19 protein-coding genes are annotated in these 17786 nt (G+C 55.4%); 15 read left to right on the forward strand and 4 right to left on the reverse strand.

Annotated elements, in window-relative coordinates; translation table 11 throughout:
• Window positions 1-115: 115 nt before the first annotated feature.
• The 3 genes from ACIRQ6_RS08080 to ACIRQ6_RS08090 are packed head-to-tail and all read left to right on the forward strand — an operon-like array spanning window position 116 to window position 2267.
• The gene (locus ACIRQ6_RS08080; protein WP_420863617.1) at window positions 116-1303 is read left to right on the forward strand and encodes a bifunctional 2-C-methyl-D-erythritol 4-phosphate cytidylyltransferase/2-C-methyl-D-erythritol 2,4-cyclodiphosphate synthase; all 1188 of its coding nucleotides are present in this window, start codon (window positions 116-118) and stop codon (window positions 1301-1303) included.
• On the forward strand, window positions 1300-1797 hold the full coding sequence (locus ACIRQ6_RS08085; protein WP_420863618.1) for a phosphatidylglycerophosphatase A: 498 nt from the start codon (window positions 1300-1302) through the stop codon (window positions 1795-1797). Before ACIRQ6_RS08080 ends, ACIRQ6_RS08085 begins: the two co-directional genes overlap by 4 nt.
• Window positions 1794-2267: a CinA family protein gene (locus ACIRQ6_RS08090; RefSeq protein WP_420863619.1), complete on the forward strand. Its 474-nt coding sequence runs from the start codon at window positions 1794-1796 to the stop codon at window positions 2265-2267. Before ACIRQ6_RS08085 ends, ACIRQ6_RS08090 begins: the two co-directional genes overlap by 4 nt.
• 4 nt (window positions 2268-2271) lie before the next feature.
• On the opposite strand, the gene ACIRQ6_RS08095 is transcribed toward ACIRQ6_RS08090, so the two are convergent.
• Window positions 2272-2730 (reverse strand): type II toxin-antitoxin system RatA family toxin, encoded by a 459-nt coding sequence (locus ACIRQ6_RS08095; RefSeq protein ID WP_420863620.1) that lies wholly within the window; start codon window positions 2728-2730, stop codon window positions 2272-2274.
• 71 nt (window positions 2731-2801) lie between these two features.
• Here ACIRQ6_RS08095 and hpt point away from each other — a divergent pair, with 71 nt between their 5' ends.
• Complete coding sequence (hpt, locus tag ACIRQ6_RS08100; protein ID WP_420863621.1) at window positions 2802-3338, forward strand: hypoxanthine phosphoribosyltransferase; 537 nt, start codon at window positions 2802-2804, stop codon at window positions 3336-3338.
• Between the two features lie 213 nt (window positions 3339-3551).
• On the opposite strand, the gene lipA is transcribed toward hpt, so the two are convergent.
• Window positions 3552-4511 carry a lipoyl synthase gene (gene lipA / locus ACIRQ6_RS08105; protein ID WP_420863622.1) on the reverse strand — a complete coding sequence of 320 codons (960 nt, stop codon included), beginning with the start codon at window positions 4509-4511 and terminating at the stop codon, window positions 3552-3554.
• 90 nt (window positions 4512-4601) lie between these two features.
• Window positions 4602-5447: a DUF6456 domain-containing protein gene (locus ACIRQ6_RS08110; RefSeq protein WP_420863623.1), complete on the reverse strand. Its 846-nt coding sequence runs from the start codon at window positions 5445-5447 to the stop codon at window positions 4602-4604.
• A 482-nt stretch (window positions 5448-5929) separates the two neighbouring features.
• On the opposite strand from ACIRQ6_RS08110, the gene ACIRQ6_RS08115 reads away from it, so the two are divergent.
• On the forward strand, window positions 5930-6223 hold the full coding sequence (locus ACIRQ6_RS08115) for a DUF6477 family protein (RefSeq protein WP_420863624.1): 294 nt from the start codon (window positions 5930-5932) through the stop codon (window positions 6221-6223).
• A 17-nt stretch (window positions 6224-6240) separates the two neighbouring features.
• Here ACIRQ6_RS08115 and ACIRQ6_RS08120 read toward each other — a convergent pair whose 3' ends face one another.
• Window positions 6241-7782: a trimethylamine methyltransferase family protein gene (locus tag ACIRQ6_RS08120; protein WP_420863625.1), complete on the reverse strand. Its 1542-nt coding sequence runs from the start codon at window positions 7780-7782 to the stop codon at window positions 6241-6243.
• 199 nt (window positions 7783-7981) lie between these two features.
• Between ACIRQ6_RS08120 and guaA the strand changes: the two genes are divergently transcribed.
• The 10 genes from guaA (at window position 7982) to ACIRQ6_RS08170 (ending at window position 17783) form a co-directional block, all read left to right on the forward strand.
• Window positions 7982-9541 (forward strand): glutamine-hydrolyzing GMP synthase, encoded by a 1560-nt coding sequence (gene guaA / locus ACIRQ6_RS08125; protein ID WP_420863626.1) that lies wholly within the window; start codon window positions 7982-7984, stop codon window positions 9539-9541.
• Window positions 9542-9625: 84 nt separating this feature from the next.
• Entirely contained in the window at window positions 9626-10015 is a 390-nt protein-coding gene (locus ACIRQ6_RS08130; protein ID WP_420863627.1) for a hypothetical protein, read from the forward strand.
• Window positions 10012-10878, forward strand: a complete 867-nt coding sequence (locus ACIRQ6_RS08135) for a DMT family transporter (protein WP_420863628.1) — start codon at window positions 10012-10014, stop codon at window positions 10876-10878. The genes ACIRQ6_RS08130 and ACIRQ6_RS08135 overlap by 4 nt, the downstream gene beginning before the upstream one ends.
• Before the next feature lie 133 nt (window positions 10879-11011).
• A complete protein-coding gene (locus tag ACIRQ6_RS08140) occupies window positions 11012-12385 on the forward strand; it encodes an outer membrane protein transport protein (protein ID WP_420863629.1) in 1374 nt (457 codons plus the stop codon).
• 106 nt (window positions 12386-12491) lie between these two features.
• The gene (locus ACIRQ6_RS08145) at window positions 12492-13394 is read left to right on the forward strand and encodes a DMT family transporter (protein ID WP_420863630.1); all 903 of its coding nucleotides are present in this window, start codon (window positions 12492-12494) and stop codon (window positions 13392-13394) included.
• A gap of 74 nt (window positions 13395-13468) precedes the next feature.
• Window positions 13469-14326, forward strand: a complete 858-nt coding sequence (locus ACIRQ6_RS08150) for an ATPase (protein WP_420863631.1) — start codon at window positions 13469-13471, stop codon at window positions 14324-14326.
• Between the two features lie 47 nt (window positions 14327-14373).
• A complete protein-coding gene (gene metA, locus ACIRQ6_RS08155; RefSeq protein WP_420863632.1) occupies window positions 14374-15291 on the forward strand; it encodes a homoserine O-acetyltransferase MetA in 918 nt (305 codons plus the stop codon).
• Window positions 15266-16252: an alpha/beta fold hydrolase gene (locus ACIRQ6_RS08160; protein WP_420863633.1), complete on the forward strand. Its 987-nt coding sequence runs from the start codon at window positions 15266-15268 to the stop codon at window positions 16250-16252. The genes metA and ACIRQ6_RS08160 overlap by 26 nt, the downstream gene beginning before the upstream one ends.
• A gap of 51 nt (window positions 16253-16303) precedes the next feature.
• Window positions 16304-17173, forward strand: coding sequence for a polyphosphate kinase 2 (gene ppk2, locus ACIRQ6_RS08165; protein ID WP_420863634.1), 870 nt, complete (start codon window positions 16304-16306; stop codon window positions 17171-17173).
• Window positions 17166-17783 carry a TetR/AcrR family transcriptional regulator gene (locus ACIRQ6_RS08170; protein ID WP_420863635.1) on the forward strand — a complete coding sequence of 206 codons (618 nt, stop codon included), beginning with the start codon at window positions 17166-17168 and terminating at the stop codon, window positions 17781-17783. Before ppk2 ends, ACIRQ6_RS08170 begins: the two co-directional genes overlap by 8 nt.
• The last annotated feature ends 3 nt before the right edge of the window (window positions 17784-17786 follow it).

The following is a 17786-nucleotide window of genomic DNA, read 5'->3' on the forward strand; positions in this document are numbered from 1 at the left end:
AATAAATGCAGCCGGTCTGCGCAATTAATTTTTGCTAATGCTTAAATATTAAGCAAAAAGAGTTGGATTCGAATGGGAATTGCCCCAAAAGTCATCTCGGCCTAAACACCTCCCTATGAGTGATACCCCAGACCAAAAAAAGACAACGCCCGCCAAGAGTTATCGCAAAGCCTCCGCTGTGATTGTTGCCGCAGGACGCGGCACACGCGCAGGCGGCACAGAGCCTAAGCAGTGGCAGCTGCTCAAAATGCGGACGGTTGCACAATGGTCCGTCGCGGCCTTTATGGATCATAGTCAGATTGATCAGATATGTTTGGTGATCCACCCTGATGACGCAGATCACGCCGCACAGATATTTAGAGGTGTTGACGTCACCTTGGTCCATGGGGGTGCGACGCGAGATGCCTCTGTCTTATGCGGATTGCAGGCTTTGGCAGATCACGCACCGGAACTTGTTCTGATCCACGATGTGGCGCGGCCGTGTGTCAGTGCGGCGATCATATCCGACGTGATTGCAGCTTTGGCGCACAGTGGCGGGGCCGCCCCCGCCCTGCCCGTCACCGATGCCCTATGGCAAGGGCGCGACAGTATCGTGACCGGAACTCAAGATCGCACAGGGCTCTATCGCGCTCAAACACCGCAGGGCTTTGAATATGCAGCCATTCTTGCAGCCCATTTGGCCCATGACGGACCAGCGGCAGATGATGTGGCAGTGGCCCGGTCGGCGGGCCTTGACGTGGCCATCGTGCCCGGCGCAGAATCGAATTTGAAAATCACCCATCCGGCCGATTTCGCCCGGGCTGCGGCTTACCTAGAGGGACCAATGGACATACGCACAGGCAACGGATTTGATGTGCACCGCTTTGGCCCTGGCGACCACGTGGTGCTGTGCGGTGTGAACGTGCCCCACGGTCGTGGATTGCAAGGCCATTCAGATGCCGATGTAGGCATGCACGCTGTGACGGACGCGATTTACGGGGCCTTGGGGGATGGTGATATTGGCCAGCATTTCCCGCCCTCGGATCCACAATGGAAAGGTGCCGCATCTGATATTTTCCTGCGTCATGCTGTTAATCTGGCCGCGCAACGGGGCTACCGCATTGGCAATGTTGATTGCACATTGATTTGTGAGTTCCCCAAGATCGGACCACATCAGGCCGCCATGAAGGCTGCAATGGCCCAGATCATGGACCTGGATGTCAGCCGCGTTTCGGTCAAAGCCACCACCAGTGAACGGCTCGGCTTTGCGGGCCGCGAAGAAGGCATCGCAGCGCTGGCCACTGCTACGTTGCTCTCCACATGAGCCTCTCGCACATCATCGCGACCTTTGGCTTGGTCGGACATTTGCGTCCCGCGCCGGGCACATGGGGATCCTTTGCCGCCCTTGTCGTGGGGTACTTGATCCATCTGGCGTTTGGGCCTTTGGGCTTGGCCTTTGGTGTGGTGATCAGTTTCGGGTTGGGTCTATGGGCCACGGGCCGCGAAACTGCTGGAAAAGACGACCACGACCCGAGTGAGATTGTCATTGACGAAGTTGCCGGCCAATGGATTGCCCTGTTGCCTGTTTCCATCGGGGCCACTCATGCTGCGGCATCGCTGCAAGCCCTTTGGCCTGGACTGCTGGCTGCATTTTTGCTGTTTCGCCTGTTTGATATCCTCAAGCCCGGTCCCGTTGGCTGGGCCGACAGACGTGGTGATCCCATGGGCGTGATGCTGGATGATGTCATTGCTGGGCTTTTTGCAGCCATAGGCGTGTTGATCTTTGCCTATATCAGCCATGGCGTCCTTGGCCTATGAGTGCGCAGGACCTGCTTGCATCGGCCAAGGCCAAAGGGATCATGATCGCTACTGCAGAAAGCTGTACGGCGGGTATGATCAGTGCAGCCTTGACCGATTTGGCAGGCAGCTCTGCAATATTTGATCGGGGCTTTGTCACTTACACCAATGCCGCCAAAAAGGATCTTTTGGGGGTAACCTCCGCCAGTTTGGAGGCGCATGGCGCAGTCAGCGAAGCCGTGGCAGGCGAAATGGCCAATGGCGCTTTGACCCGATCCCAATCAGATATGGCCGTCGCAGTCACAGGTATCGCAGGTCCCGGCGGATCCGATCATAAACCCGAAGGGCGTGTGTGCTTTGGTCTTGCGCAGAAAACCGCAGGCACCGTGACCCAAACCGTTGATTTTGGCGCCCTCGGACGGGCAGAGGTCCGCGCCGCGACTGTGGCCCATGCGTTGAAGATGTTGCAATCCGCGATCGACACTCTCTGACGCGCTATGCAGTCGGGTGCACGCTATACAAATCCGCTGCCCGACGTTCAAAGGCGCGCACAATCCGCTGCATCGCCTCATTAAAGACCACCCCAATGATGCCCTGCAATACTGCGTTCTTGAATTCAAAATCCACAAAGAATCGCACTTGGCATCCGCCTTCGGTATCTTCAAACGACCAGTTTGATTTCATATAGCGAAACGGACCGTCCAGATATTCCGTATCAATGCTGTGCGCATGGGGGTGCAACGTGACCCGACTGCCGAAACGCTCGCGGAACACCTTAAAGCTGATCACCAGATCGGCCTCCATCACGATGCTCTGATCCTTTGGCGTCTCTGACCTGATCCGCGCACCCGCACACCATGGCAAAAACTGCGGGTACTTGGCCACATCTGCCACCAGATCGTACATCTGCTGGGCGCTGTAGGGCATAAATCGGTCTTCAGAATGGGTTGGCATTCGGCTCTCTTACGTGGCACATAGTCACCCGTCCATGTCGTCAATTTTGGGCGTAATTTCAAGGGGGACCCATGACAACGCGTCCATATGTCATTGATCAAATGATCTCGGCCAAGTCTATCGCCGCCCGGATCGAAGAGCTTGCTGGAGAAATCCGTGACACCTACCGCGAGGCCGATAAATTGGTTGTCGTTGGCCTGCTGCGCGGGTCTTTTGTGTTCATCGCGGATTTGGTGCGCGAATTGGATTTGGTCGTTGAGGTCGATTTCCTAGAGGCCAGCAGCTACGGAGACGGCACCGAAAGCAGCCGCGAAGTGCGCATTCTCAAGGATTTGCGCGGTCAGATCGAGGGCCGCGATGTGCTGGTGGTCGAGGATATCGTCGACACAGGCTATACTCTGCATCACGTGATCGAATTGTTGCAAACCCGCCACCCCAAAAGCCTGCGCACCATAGCACTGTTGGACAAACCGTCCCGGCGCGAAGTGGATTGCAAAGCTACGTGGACAGGTTTTGAAATTCCAGATGAGTTCGTCGTGGGCTACGGGATCGACTACGCCCAACGCAATCGCAACCTGCCCTACATTGGCAAAGTCCGCTTCACATGAGGCTGATCGGTTTGCTGCGCATGGCCAAATGGGCGCGCAACCCTCCGTCAGAAAAACGTGTGAAACTTGGGCTGGCCGTGTTGGTGATGTGCCTTGCATTATGGGGGATAGAAACGATTTGGGGATGGCCAGAGGCCCTCACCCCACATCAAACGCGCGGCAGACTGCCAAAATAGACTTTTCGCTTTGTAAAGCTATACCCGCCAGAAGGCCCTAAACAGTTCCCAGCTTGGCCATCCGCGCCTCGCGCAAGCGCGCAAAGTCATCCCCAGCGTGATAGCTGGACCGGGTCAAAGGCGTGGCAGACACCATCAAGAACCCTTTGCCCCACGCCGCCTTCTCATAGCCTGCGAATTCTTCGGGCGTGACAAAGCGATCAACACGGTGGTGTTTCGGTGTCGGCTGCAGGTACTGCCCAATGGTCATAAAATCGATGTCGGCGGCGCGCATGTCTTCCATCACTTGGATCACGCCCTGACGGTCCTCGCCAAGACCCACCATAATGCCGGACTTTGTGAACACGGACGGATCCAGTTCCTTGACCCGCTGCAACAGACGCAGCGAATGAAAATACCGCGCACCGGGACGCACTTCGGGATAAAGCCCGGGCACAGTTTCAAGGTTGTGGTTAAATACATCCGGTTTTGCCGCTACGACCTCTTCAAGGGCCTCAGGGGCGCATTTTATAAAGTCCGGGGTTAGGATTTCGATCGTTGTACCGGGCGATTGGCGCCGCACGGCGCGAATGGTTTGGGCGAAATGCGCGGCACCACCGTCTTCTACATCATCGCGGTCTACAGAGGTGATCACCACATGGTTCAGGCCCAGTTTCTTCACCGCATCGGCGACCCGCCCCGGTTCAAAAACATCCAAAGCCTCCGGCGGTTTGCCCGTTGCAATGTTGCAAAACGTACAGGCCCGGGTGCAGACCTCGCCCATGATCATCATGGTAGCATGGCCTTGGTTCCAGCATTCACCGACGTTTGGGCAACCGGCCTCTTCACAGACCGTCACCAATTTGTGCTCGCGCATGATGTCGCGCGTGGTCTGATAGCCCTCGCCCACTGGGGCTTTGACCCGGATCCAGTCTGGCTTTTTCGGCTGGGCCGCATCAGGGCGGCGTTGCTTTTCGGGGTGCCGTTGAGACGGTATTTTCAGATCGCGCGTGGCCATTGTCGGGCCTCCAAATCAAGATAGTTTGACATTTAACTATCCCGACCTGAATTGCCAACCGTGCGCATGGTCGCAGTGCGAAAAAACGATCTAACCGATGCGTGGGCCATGTTTACCATAGCGTTCTTCGTAGTGGCGTTGTAGCCGTTGCAGGGCGATACGCAACACGATTTTGCCAGATCGCGCAGACCACCCCATGCGTTTTTCTGCCGCTTCCATCCCTTCCAAGAAACAACAACACCGCAACACCACGTCGCCAAGGCCGGGCCCCAGGTCTTTGAGCGCCTGAGACACGCGCTCGCGGGCTGCAGCAGGCCCAAAACCATCGGTCCCCTCACCGGTTGTTTGCGCACCGGCGCTGAGGAACCGTTCCCAGTTTTGCGCCACGCGTGGTCCCATCTGGGCAAATTCAAAATCTTCGCGCAATCGCTCACCGGCTGCGACCAAATCAGGCCCCAAGAAGGGCTGACCGTTTTTGTCACGACGTCGTGCAAGACCGGCCAAGGGGCTTTCGGTCAGGTTATAACGAACCTTTTCACCCTTACTGTCCGCCGCCACCATGTCGATGGAGCGATGTTGATCAGCAAAAGGGGTCTGCGCCTCGGCAAAGCCAACTTTCGCCTCTCCGGCTTCGGCCAACAGCCGCTTGAGGGCCGTGCGCCCCACAGATGTTAACTTATAACGTGTGATCCGGCCTTTCGTGTCCGGTGTAATCCATTCTTTCAACGCCATGGCCTGGGCCACAGCCCGTTCCACGACTGCAGTTCGAGTGGTCGACCCATCCGCGGCTGTGCGCACGACCACGGCCTTGTCCATGTCTTGGGCCACGGCCAATACTGCGTTGGGTTCGTTCAATCGACGCAAAACGCGCCGCCCCTCGGTTTCAATCATATCGTCAGTGACATCAAAAGTCTGTGGGCGAGCAGGCATAGTCATTGGATAGGAATCCTTTTGTAGGTTGCAACCTTGAGGAGAAAATGGGTGCCTGTAGGCCAGACCGAAATCTGACAAAGCACGATCAACCAAGGGATCATCTCGTTGCGATTCGACCCGTTGAACCTGTCGGGAAATTGTCGACGGGTGGCAGCCGGTCTGGCGCGACAGCGCGCGAATGGAATGGCCTTGTTCGGTGTGAGCAAGGTAGTGATGGGCTGCCATTGGCAGCCAAAGCGGTATAGAAACGCGCTGTTTTATTAAGGGAAAGTGGTGCATATTCGAGGTTTTTCATTCTATCCACAGTGTTATCCACAACCCTTGCGTGTAACCGTTACGCAATTATTAATTCTGTTTCGATTTTTAGGAAAATTGTCGCCAAATAGTAAACAAACCCACCTAAGGCCGTACGCGCCTTGGCAAATCGCGCAACATCTCATGGTTGTGTGGCAAAACTATGGCATCACACATTACAGGAGGCCTTGATGCCCGAATTACTGTCCTTGCTTGCCAATCTACACCGTCCTCGCCTGCTTATCCGCGCAGCCCGTTTCGGAACAGAAGACTATGTTCGCAAACACGCCTTACCACGATTGCTGCAAACAGGCAGTGCCCCGACCCCTCAGGACGCGATTTCAAAACTGATGGTCTTAGAAGACGTGCAAAACGAACGCCGCCGCGATGGCGACGCAAGTTATAGCATCAATACCCATATTGAACTGTTGATTGCGATGATGTGCGAGGCACGCCTGCTGCGCCCGCGTCAAGACGCATCCTGAAAGCAGCCCCCCCCGGCTTAAACAAAAGAATCCGGCATCGATTCTTTTTTCTGGGCTACGTAATCTTCCAACTTGGCCAGAACCTCTGGGTCCATGGCCGGTTGTTGGTAGTTTTCCAGCAGGTATTTCACCCGTGCTGCTGCCAGTGTTTGGGTGTCGCGCGCGCCCTCTTCGTCCCATGTCTCGAACGGCTTGTAATCAAACAAGGACGACCGCCAGAACGCATCCTTGAAATTCTGTTGGGTATGATCGCAGCCAAGGTAATGGCCCGATGGGCCCACTTCAGCGATTGCGCCCATGGCCTGTCCATTCTCGGACGCATCGACACCTGCGGCCATCTTTTGCAATGTGCCCAGCTGATCTGCGTCCATGACAAACTTCTCAAACGACGACACAAGGCCGCCTTCCAGCCACCCACACGAATGCAGCATAAAGTTCACACCGCCCATAAGTGCGGCGTTCAAGGTGTTGGCGGTTTCATAAGCTGCCTGCGCATCCGGTAACTTTGATCCACAAAGTCCCCCACCCGACCGGAACGGCAGGCCCATACGGCGGGCCAACTGCCCTGCCCCATACAGGATTTGGCTGGCCTCAGGCGTCCCAAAAGTCGGCGCACCGGAATTCATATCAATTGACGTCACAAAGGTACCAAAGATCACCGGGGCACCGGGGCGCAGGATTTGACTATAAGCAATCCCCGCCAGAACCTCAGCCAGAACTTGCGTCAATGTGCCCACAACCGACACAGGCGCCATGGCGCCGCCCACGATAAAGGGCGAGATAATGCTGGCTTGGTTGTTGGTTGCGTAAACCTCCAAAGCGCCCATCATGATACTGTCAAAAGTCAGCGGAGAGTTGATGTTGATCAGCGAGGTCATCACCGTGTTTTCTTGCACGAACTCTTTGCCGAACAAGATCTCACACATCTCAACACTGTCTTGGGCGCGGCTGGGTTCGGTCACCGATCCCATAAATGGCTTGTCGGACAGGGTCATATGAGCCAGCAACATATCCAGATGCCGCTTGTTCACAGGCACATCAGTGGGTTCGCACACCGTGCCACCGGAATGGTGAAGGAACTCGGACATATAACCCAGCTTCACGAACTTGCGGAAATCATCCATGGTTGCATAGCGGCGCCCGCCTTCAACATCGCGCACGAAGGGCGGGCCGTAGACAGGCGCTGTGACCAAAGTGTTGCCACCGATTTCCACAGACTTAGCCGGATCGCGGGCATGTTGAGTGAACTTGGACGGGGCCGTTTGACACAGCTTACGGGCAAGTCCGCGCGGAATGCGGACGCGTTCACCATCAATACTAGCACCCACGGCTTTCCAACGCGCCAAGGCCTCTGGGCTGTCGACAAAATTGACGCCAATTTCCTCCAGCACAGTTTCGGCGTTGTATTCAATAATCGCCAATGTGTCCTCGGACAGCAATTCGGTCACGGGAATATTGCGTTCAATGAATTTAGCAGTGTTGATTCGAACAGCTGTGCGTTCTGCGCGCCGCGCAGCCCCACCGCCACCACGTGCTCTGCGACGTCCACCATCAGCCATATCAAAACCCTCCGACTTGATTGGCCTCAGACCTACCGCGAAGCTGTGCACGGCAAGGGCCGGAAACCGCCCCCTGAAACCAAAAAACGACAAGCCTTGGTTTCTTTTTTCCTCAAATACTCAAAAACCGACATCCAGTATGCCCAAAGCAAGGCCAGATATCTTGCAACCCACCCATGCGCGCACTATGCCCCAAAGCATGACACAAGAACATCAGCGCCTGCTCATCATCGACTTTGGCTCTCAGGTGACGCAATTGATTGCCCGTCGCCTGCGTGAGTTAAATGTCTACTGCGAAATCCATCCATTTCAAAACGTCACTGACGCGTTTCTGGCCGAATTTGCCCCAAAGGCCGTGATCCTGTCCGGCGGTCCGGCCTCGGTCATCGATGAAAACTCACCACGGCCTCCGGCCACGGTGTTTGAAATCGACGTGCCGGTTCTGGGTATTTGCTACGGCCAGCAAGTCATGATGGAAGTCCTGGGCGGCAAGGTCGAACGCGGCCACGGCACTGCTGAATTTGGCCGCGCCTATGTGACCCCCAAAGAAGAATCGATTGAATTGCTCGACGGCTGGTTTGAAAACAATCGCGAACAAGTCTGGATGTCCCACGGCGATCACGTGGCCAAGATCGCCCCGGGGTTTGAGGTCTACGGCACTTCGCCAAATGCGCCTTTTGCGATCACGGCGGATCTCTCGCGGCAGTTCTATGCAGTGCAATTTCACCCCGAAGTGCATCACACGCCCAATGGCGCCAAGCTTTATGAAAATTTTGTCCGCATGGCCGGGTTCACTGGCGATTGGACCATGGGCAAATACCGTGAACAGGCTATTGAGGCGATCCGTGATCAAGTTGGATCATCTCATGTGATCTGTGGCCTGTCGGGCGGCGTGGACAGTTCCGTGGCCGCCGTTTTGCTACACGAGGCCATTGGAGATCAACTGACCTGTGTGTTTGTCGATCACGGCCTGCTGCGCAAAGGCGAGGCAGAAGAAGTCGTCACCATGTTCCGTGACAATTACAATATGAAACTGATCCATGCGGACGAGCAGGAGTTGTTTTTAGGTCAATTGGACGGTCAATCGGATCCGGAAACGAAACGCAAAATCATCGGCAAGCTCTTTATCGACGTGTTCCAAAAATACGCCAACCAGATCGAAGACGCGAAATTCTTGGCCCAGGGCACGCTCTATCCCGATGTGATCGAAAGCGTCAGCTTTTCGGGGGGGCCCTCGGTGACCATCAAATCGCACCATAATGTAGGCGGTTTACCCGAAAAAATGGGTCTGAAACTGGTGGAACCTTTGCGCGAGCTATTCAAAGACGAAGTGCGCGCATTGGGAACGGAACTTGGCCTGCCCAAGTCGTTCATCGGGCGGCACCCCTTCCCTGGTCCCGGCCTAGCCATCCGTTGCCCGGGCGAGATCACCCGCCAAAAGCTGGATATCCTGCGCGAAGCCGATGCGGTTTATATCGATCAGATCCGCAAGCACGGGCTTTATGATGAGATTTGGCAGGCTTTTGTAGCAATCCTGCCTGTGCGCACAGTTGGCGTCATGGGCGACGGGCGCACCTATGATTTTGCCTGCGCTTTGCGAGCGGTGACATCCGTCGACGGGATGACAGCGGATTACTATCCGTTCAGTCACGAGTTTTTGGGAGAAACCGCCACGCGCATTATCAACGAAGTTCCGGGCATTAACCGCGTGACCTATGATATCACCTCCAAACCGCCGGGCACCATCGAATGGGAATAGTCTGGGATTGCAGCAGGCCCCAATAGGTCCATGGGCGGGCAAAACGGCCTTTTCTTTCGATCAAAAGAGGGTATCCATGACGCTATGCAACGACTGCCCGCCCTTTCTATTGCGATCTTTGGTGCCTGCATTTTTGCAGTTACGGCCACCGCACAAGGCGCGTCCTACCTGTGCCAAGGCACGGATCCCGATTGGACGATAGAATTGGGCCCGGACAGTGCGCAGTTCACGTATGGGCGCAGCTTTCGCTTTAGCATCCCCCAGCGCAACAGTGCGCAAAACCGCGATTGGCCACGTGCCATGACACTGCTGGAGGATCAGCAACGCTATACAGCTATTGTCGTGATGGATCAAAAAGCCTGCACTACGGATTTGGGCGACTATGCCTATAGCGCTTATGTTTTAACACAACGCGCCAGCGCCCCGATCATGTTGGCGGGCTGTTGCGATCTTGTGGCCAAGGACGCCGAATGAGCCACACAGTTCTGGCCTGCCTATGGATGACCGGCGCGATTGTCTCGTTTTCCAGCATGGCTGTGGGTGGACGCGCGATCAGTGCTGGCCTCGATACCTTTGAGATCATGATGTACCGCAGCTTTATCGGGATTGCGATTGTGGTCAGCCTTGCCAAATGGTCGGGCACCTTAGGTCAGATCAATCGTGCACAGATAGGATTGCATGTTGTACGCAACATTTGTCACTTCACCGGCCAAAACCTGTGGTTTGCGGCCCTCCCGATGATCCCGCTGGCCCAGCTTTTTGCGTTGGAATTCACCTCGCCCCTTTGGATATTGCTACTGGCCCCAATATTTCTGGGCGAACGCCTGACTGCCAATCGGATCGCAGCAGCAATTGCCGGTTTCATCGGCATCTTGGTCGTTGTGCGCCCGGGGGTAGACACCGTCAATATCGGTGTGGTCATGGCCGCGTTAGCAGCGATCGGCTTTGCGGGATCAATTGTCTTTACCCGCATGCTAACCAGAACCGATAGCATTACGTCGATCTTGTTCTTTCTGACCGTCTTGCAGGCATTATTTGGAGTGGTTTGTGCGGGATTTGATGGCGACATCGCCTTGCCCGACCGACAGTCCGTGCCATGGCTGATTTTGGTAGGTTGCGCAGGACTTTTAGCCCATTACTGCCTGACCAAAGCCGTCACCTTTGCGCCAGTTACGGTCATTATTCCCGTGGATTTCCTGCGCTTGCCACTGATCGCTGTGATTGGAATGGTTTTCTACGATGAAGGCGTGGATCCTTGGGTCATCGTTGGCGCTGCAATCATCTTTATTGCAAATTACGCGAATATCCTAATCGAAACCCGTAAAGCAAAGATTTAGCCGCCCTTCAAGACGTGTCAATTTAGTGACGTAAGGGGATTGATTGGCCCTGACGCGGCGTCACAAGTTGACGCAACAATAGTTCATTCCTTACGCATGTTGCACAATAAACATTCACGACGGGGACATGGTCATGAACAAACTACTCACAGGGGCAGCCGCAATTGCGCTAAGCACAAGCGCCGCAGTTGCAGGCGGTATCGAGCGCGGCGGCAACGCCTATTCCGTACTATACGAGCAAGGCAACTACGCGCAGCTGGGCTTTTCTACAGTTAACCCAAATATCACTGGCGACTACCCGACGTCTTTGGGTGGCGGCGACACTGACAATATGGCCAAAAGCTATTCGCACCTCAGCTTTGCCTATAAAAACGACCTAAGCGAGGCTTTGTCCTTGGGCTTTTTCATCAACCAGCCCTACGGCGCCAATGCGGACTATACCCAAGGCGTCTACCAAGGTCTGGCCGCCGATTGGAAATCTGACCAAGTGGCTGCGGTGTTGCGATATAAAGTGAATCAGAACTTCTCGGTCTTTGGGGGTCTTCGCTATGTCCGGTCCTCCGCCGATATTGCAATCCCAGATGCTTTGATCCGCTCGGGTGTGAATGACGCTCTGGAGGCAGACAATGTTCGGGCCGCAGTGGCCGCTGGTGAAGCACAATTGGCGCAGGCACAAGCTGCTGAAGCAGGCTTGCAAAGTGGTAATCCAGTAATTGAAGCTGCGACTATTGCGGCTCTCGGTTTGCCAGCGGGCACACCGGTTGCAGCAGCCCTTGCAGGTGTTCAGGCCGGTATCGCTGCGGCCACCGATCCAGCTGGTGATTTGGCCCGAGGCCAAGCAGCTATTGCGGCCGTTGATACTGGTCCCGTTGGCACATTTGACTACACAGCCGCTGGCGATAACGACGGCCGTGTTTCCTATATCTTGGGTGCTGCGTACGAAATCCCAGACATCGCTTTGCGTGTCTCCTTGACATACGAAAGCGGCTATACCCACGAATTCGACACCAAAGAATTCTCGACGGGGCTAGGCATTGCTGAGGGCACATCCGGCACAACAGAAGTCGAAATGCCACAGTCGATCACATTGGATTTCCAATCCGGTGTGGCCAAAGACACCTTGGTGTTTGGTTCGATCAAATGGGCTGAATGGTCCAAGTGGGAAGTTCGCACTCCAGCCTACGCCGCCGCAACTGGCAGCGCCGTCACTGGGTTGGACAATGATGTATACACCTACCGGTTGGGTGTTGGTCGTAAATTTAGCGATGAGTTTTCCGGCTTTGCCCGTGTGACTTATGAAGACGCAAAAGGCGGTGTGGCCTCGCGTCTGGCGCCAACCGATGGCTCGCTGGCGTTTGGCATCGGCGGCACCTACACGATGGATAACATCAAGATCACAGGTGGCATCGAATACGTCAAAGTCGGCGATGCTGAAGACGGCTCGGGCGTAGAATTCAGCGGCAGCTCAGCCCTTGGTCTGGGTCTGTCGGTTGGCTACACGTTCTAAAGCCTAAACACCCTAAAACACCAAGGCCCTGTCGTATCTGCGACGGGGCCTTTTTTTGCGCAACATTCGGGTCGCGGCAGGATCTAAAACAGCCTAAACCAGCGCTATGACACAACAATCCCTCTCTTCGCGCGCATGGGCAGAATTGGCGCTGCTGTCCCTGATTTGGGGCGGGTCCTTTCTATCCATTCGGATCGCTTTGGACGAAGTTGGTCCCTTTACCTCTGTTGCTCATCGCACGTTTTGGGCAATGCTGTTGCTCTGGATTTATGTAGCGTGGTCCGGTCTTCGCCTGCCCCGGTCGCCCAAGGTTTGGGGCGCATTTTTGGTCATGGGCCTGTTGAACAACGCCATTCCCTTTAGCCTGATGGCATGGGGGCAGCTTTACATTGAAACCGGCCTGACCAGCATCCTCAATGCGGCCACGGCTATTTTCGGTGTCGTTTTGGCCGCTGTGTTTTTTGCCGATGAACGCCTCACGACCAATCGCTTGGTTGGGGTTTGTCTTGGGTTTTTAGGGGTTTCAATCGCCATTGGCCTGAGCAATTTGGCCCAGTTCGATCTGCGCAGCCTTGCACAAATTGCGGTTCTTGGGGGGACTGTATCCTACGCTTTTGCTGGCATTTGGGCGCGAAAAACCTTGCGAGCTTTGCCACCACAAATTGCAGCAGCAGGCATGTTAACAGGATCCACTATTATCATGGTGCCTGCGGCATGGATCCTCGAAGGGCCGATCAGTCTGGCGCTGCAAACCGATACGATTTTGGCGATTGCATACTACGCAATCATCGCCACGGCGGGTGCATATCTTCTGTATTACCGTGTTTTGGCTATGGCTGGATCTGGCAACTTGATGCTGTGTACGTTGCTGATTGCGCCAATTGCCATTCTCTTGGGAGCCGTCTTTTTGGGCGAGGCGCTGCAGCCACAGGCCTATTTGGGCTTTGCGGTTTTGGGGCTTGGCCTTTTGATCCTTGATGGTCGCATCCTCAGGCTGATCCGCCGCTGATGTGGCAATCCAGTTGACGCAATGGTGCCCGCTGGCTACCTAGTTGAAACCCCTGCGACAAAGGCCCCGACACTATGATCTATTCCTCTGCCCAAGACTGGTTTGATGCCCCGGCCAAGCGCGTATGCCTGTTTGGGATGTCTGGCCTTGGCAAAAGCTATGTCTCAAATATGTTGCGCGAGGGTGGCGACTGGTTTCATTACAGCGTCGATTACCGCATAGGCACGCGCTACATGGGCGAAGCGATCGTCGACAATGCAAAGGCTGAGGCGATGAAAGTCCCGTTCCTAGCCGAGCTTTTGCGCAGCGACAGTATTTACATTGCGTCCAACATCACCTTCGAGAACCTCGATCCCCTGTCCACTTATCTGGGCAAACCCGGTGACGCGGCACTGGGTGGGTTGGACTTGGCCGAGTATCAGCGCCGGCAAGATCAACACCATGCCGCCGAAACCGCCGCCCTGCTGGACACGCCGCATTTTATCAAACGCGCGACACAGCTTTATGGCTACACCAATTTCGTCTGCGACAGCGGTGGCTCTATTTGTGAGGTCGTTGATGCCAGCAATCCCAACGATCCCGTCATGCACAGCCTGAGCCAGAGCTTGCTCATGGTCTGGATCGAAGGCAGTGATGCCCATACGTCTGAACTGGTTCGTCGCTTTGATGCAGCGCCCAAGCCAATGTGCTATCAACCGCGTTTTCTGCTGGACTGCTGGTCAGATTATTTACAAGAATTCAATGCACAACCGGACAAAGTTAATCCTGACGACTTTGTACGTTGGACCTATGCACGCGCCATGGCCCATCGCCAACCGCTGTATGCCGCCATGGCCAAATGGGGCGTAACTGTCAGCGCCGATGCGGTCGCTGGGGTAAAGGATGTCTCAGGGTTTGAGCGAATGATTGGGGCCGCACTTGATGCGGCGTGATCCCGACCCCATCTGCACCTTCCATTCGATCCGAAAGACCCCGTACAATGCCGATTAAACTACCCGCCACCCTGCCCGCCTATGATGTCCTCAAACATGAGGGCGTGAACGTCATGGATGAAGACGCAGCCGCACGCCAAGACATCCGTCCTTTGCAGATTGGCCTTCTCAACCTGATGCCCAAAAAGATCCAAACCGAAAATCAGTTCGCCCGTTTGGTCGGTGCGACCCCGTTGCAGATCGAGCTGACTTTGATCCGCATGTCCGAACACCGCACCCGCAACACCGCCGCAGAACACATGGCCGAGTTCTATCAGCCCTTCCAAGACGTCAAAGATCAGTATTTTGACGGGCTGATCATCACTGGCGCCCCTATTGAACATCTTGAATTTCAGGACGTGACCTATTGGGATGAATTGACCCATGTGATGAATTGGACGCAAACCCACGTGCATTCGACCTTTGGGGTCTGCTGGGGTGGGATGGCCATGATCAACCATTTTCACGGGGTCAAAAAACATATGCTGGACGCCAAGGCCTTTGGCTGTTTTCGTCAGAAAAACATGGCCCCCAATTCACCGTTTCTGAACGGGTTTTCCGATGAATGTGTGATCCCGGTCAGCCGTTGGACCGAAATGAAACAGGCCGAGATTGACGCAGCCCCGGGCCTGCGTACCTTGCTGGGCAGTTCTGACGTTGGCCCTTGTCTTGTCGAGGATCCGGCCCATCGTGCGCTCTATATTTTTAATCATTTTGAGTATGACAGCGGTACGCTCAAACAAGAATATGACCGCGACGTCGCGTCAGGAACGCCGATTAACGTGCCGATGAACTACTATCCAGATGACAATCCCGCGAACCCACCGCAAAATCGCTGGAGAAGTCACGCCCATCTTCTATATGGCAACTGGATCAATCAAATCTATCAATCGACACCCTATGACATTGAAAAAATTGGCTCTTAGCATCCTCATCCTGATCGCCGTCTTAACGGCGGTGGTCCAATTGGCGGCTTACCTGCGGCAATCCAAGGTTGAGGCCAGCCATCCACCCACTGGACAGTTTGTCAGCGTGGATGGTGCGCAGGTTCATGTTGATATCCAAGGCCCAAGCGATGGCCGCGCGGTTGTCTTGGTACATGGTGCCTCAGGGTCGACCCGTGATTTGACCTTTTCTCTGGCCCCGGAACTCGCTGGAAAAGGCTACCGCGTTTACACCATCGACCGTCCCGGCATGGGCTATTCCGATGATATTGATGCAAGTTTCACCCGGGCCTTCAGCACCAAAGGCGCAAGCCCGATCCAACAGGGGCAATTCCTGAAAAAGGCATTGGATCAGCTGGGTGTCGTAGATCCAATCCTTGTGGGCCATTCCTTTGGGGGATCCGTCGTTTTGGGATGGGCCTTGGCACATCCAGACTATGCCAGTGCTTTGGTGCTGCTTGCGGCCCCGTCTAACCCTTGGCCCGGTGAATTGGACCCGCTTTACAAGCTGAACGGATCCACGTTGGGCGGTGGTCTGGCCGTGCCGGTTCTATCAGCCTTTGCACCTCAAAGCGTAATCGACAGCACAATCGAGGCCATCTTTCGCCCCGATCCCGCCCCTGACGGATATGGGGATTACATCGGCGCGCGCATGACGACACGGATCGGAACCATGCGCTCGAATGCCCGGCAGGTGCTCAGCCTGCGCCCCTATATCGTGGAGATGACGCCGCGGTATGGGACCATTACGCAGCCTGTTGAAATCCTGCACGGGTTGGCCGATACCATTGTGCCGTTCACAGTGCACTCCGAAAAACTGATCAACCAACTGCCCAATGCGGAACTGACCACCATTGACGGTGCAGGACACATGCCGCAGCACACGCATATGGATCAGGTCATCGCGGTCATCGATCGGGCTGCTGCGCGGAGTGCACGCTAGTAATCCTGCCCAGAGCACGGCATAGTCACCCGACCAGAGCAGGAGGGCAAAATGGCAAAACCATTTGATGGCGCAATCAGCGAATTTTTCGAAAATCAGGCCCCTGATGCCGTGCGCGATGCCATTAAGCAGGCAAAGAAGGATCGTATCCTTGCCGACAGCTACCCGCACCGCTCTCGCATGGACAAGGGCGATTACGAGGACCAGCTTGACGCCCTTCAAATCGAATTGGTCAAACTTCAAAGCTGGGCCAATGCGACAGGTGCACGGATCGCCATCGTCTTTGAAGGTCGCGATGCGGCTGGTAAAGGCGGTACGATCAAACGGTTTCGCGAGAACCTGAACCCGCGCTCGGCCCGGGTTGTGGCCTTGTCCAAACCCTCAGATCGCGAAGCGGGGCAGTGGTATTTCCAACGCTATATTCAACATCTGCCCAGTGCCGGCGAAATCGTGTTCTTTGATCGCAGTTGGTACAATCGCGGCGTTGTCGAACATGTGTTTGGCTTTTGTGACGCGGCCCAGCGGGAAAAATGGTTTGCCCAAACCCCGGCCTTTGAAGAAATGCTACGCGATGAAGGTGTTCATTTGGTCAAGCTGTGGCTGAACGTGGGACGCGCCGAACAATTACGTCGGTTCTTGGACCGCGAAATTGACCCGCTTAAACAATGGAAACTCAGCTGGATTGATGTTGAGGGTCTCAAGAAATGGGATGACTATTCAGCCGCAATTCACGAGACGTTGGGCAAAACTCACAAGGCTGGATCCCCGTGGCACGTAATCCGAACCGACGACAAACGCCGCGCGCGCATCACAGCAATCCAAACCGTTCTGTCGGGGCTGGACTACACTGGCAAAGATGTAAAAGCCCTTGGAAACATTGATGACACCATCACCGGTGGACCGGACCTGTTGAATGCCTAAGCGCGGATACCATCACGGCAATCTGCGTCAGGCCTTGGTGGATGCAGCCCTGACGCTGATCACCGAAAAAGGGCCCACTGGATTTACCTTGTCCGAGGCCGCCAAGACCGCAGGCGTCACACCCGCCGCCGTCTACCGGCACTTTGAAGGCCGCGAAGACTTGATCGCCGAGGCTGCGCGCCAAGGCTATGCGACTTTCGCCGATCTGCTGGAATTTGCCTACAACGATGGCAAACCGTCCGCTCTGACCGCCTTTCTCAGCACAGGACGGGCTTATCTGGCCTTCGCCAACAAATACCCGGGTCAGTATGTGGCCATGTTTGAAAGCGGCATTTCGATCCAACGCACACCGGAACTGCACGCTGTTGCCACCCGCGCCCTTGGCGTTATGGAAACGGCAGCGCATGATCTATGCCAACACGTGCCTGAAAACCGTCGTCCACCGCCACAAATGTTTTCGGCCCATATCTGGGCCATGTCCCACGGCGTGGTAGAACTTTTCGCCCGTAACGCCCCCGGCACTCAAAGCCCCTTTCCGCCAGACGACCTGCTGGAAACAGGAATTGGGATCTATCTACGTGGGTTAGGCCTCATAGAGCTCGACGCCTAGCTT

The sequence above is a fragment of the Algirhabdus cladophorae genome (assembly GCF_044772865.1).
Taxonomy (GTDB): domain Bacteria; phylum Pseudomonadota; class Alphaproteobacteria; order Rhodobacterales; family Rhodobacteraceae; genus Algirhabdus; species Algirhabdus cladophorae.

Bases quoted from the DNA above. Each gene is read 5' to 3' on its own strand.
- ACIRQ6_RS08080 (WP_420863617.1), top strand. From the start codon at position 116: ATGAGTGATACCCCAGACCAAAAAAAGACAACGCCCGCCAAGAGTTAT.
- ACIRQ6_RS08085 (WP_420863618.1), top strand. From the start codon at position 1,300: ATGAGCCTCTCGCACATCATCGCGACCTTTGGCTTGGTCGGACATTTG.
- ACIRQ6_RS08090 (WP_420863619.1), top strand. From the start codon at position 1,794: ATGAGTGCGCAGGACCTGCTTGCATCGGCCAAGGCCAAAGGGATCATG.
- ACIRQ6_RS08095 (WP_420863620.1), bottom strand. From the start codon at position 2,730: ATGCCAACCCATTCTGAAGACCGATTTATGCCCTACAGCGCCCAGCAG.
- hpt (WP_420863621.1), top strand. From the start codon at position 2,802: ATGACAACGCGTCCATATGTCATTGATCAAATGATCTCGGCCAAGTCT.
- lipA (WP_420863622.1), bottom strand. From the start codon at position 4,511: ATGGCCACGCGCGATCTGAAAATACCGTCTCAACGGCACCCCGAAAAG.
- ACIRQ6_RS08110 (WP_420863623.1), bottom strand. From the start codon at position 5,447: ATGACTATGCCTGCTCGCCCACAGACTTTTGATGTCACTGACGATATG.
- ACIRQ6_RS08115 (WP_420863624.1), top strand. From the start codon at position 5,930: ATGCCCGAATTACTGTCCTTGCTTGCCAATCTACACCGTCCTCGCCTG.
- ACIRQ6_RS08120 (WP_420863625.1), bottom strand. From the start codon at position 7,782: ATGGCTGATGGTGGACGTCGCAGAGCACGTGGTGGCGGTGGGGCTGCG.
- guaA (WP_420863626.1), top strand. From the start codon at position 7,982: ATGACACAAGAACATCAGCGCCTGCTCATCATCGACTTTGGCTCTCAG.
- ACIRQ6_RS08130 (WP_420863627.1), top strand. From the start codon at position 9,626: ATGCAACGACTGCCCGCCCTTTCTATTGCGATCTTTGGTGCCTGCATT.
- ACIRQ6_RS08135 (WP_420863628.1), top strand. From the start codon at position 10,012: ATGAGCCACACAGTTCTGGCCTGCCTATGGATGACCGGCGCGATTGTC.
- ACIRQ6_RS08140 (WP_420863629.1), top strand. From the start codon at position 11,012: ATGAACAAACTACTCACAGGGGCAGCCGCAATTGCGCTAAGCACAAGC.
- ACIRQ6_RS08145 (WP_420863630.1), top strand. From the start codon at position 12,492: ATGACACAACAATCCCTCTCTTCGCGCGCATGGGCAGAATTGGCGCTG.
- ACIRQ6_RS08150 (WP_420863631.1), top strand. From the start codon at position 13,469: ATGATCTATTCCTCTGCCCAAGACTGGTTTGATGCCCCGGCCAAGCGC.
- metA (WP_420863632.1), top strand. From the start codon at position 14,374: ATGCCGATTAAACTACCCGCCACCCTGCCCGCCTATGATGTCCTCAAA.
- ACIRQ6_RS08160 (WP_420863633.1), top strand. From the start codon at position 15,266: ATGACATTGAAAAAATTGGCTCTTAGCATCCTCATCCTGATCGCCGTC.
- ppk2 (WP_420863634.1), top strand. From the start codon at position 16,304: ATGGCAAAACCATTTGATGGCGCAATCAGCGAATTTTTCGAAAATCAG.
- ACIRQ6_RS08170 (WP_420863635.1), top strand. From the start codon at position 17,166: ATGCCTAAGCGCGGATACCATCACGGCAATCTGCGTCAGGCCTTGGTG.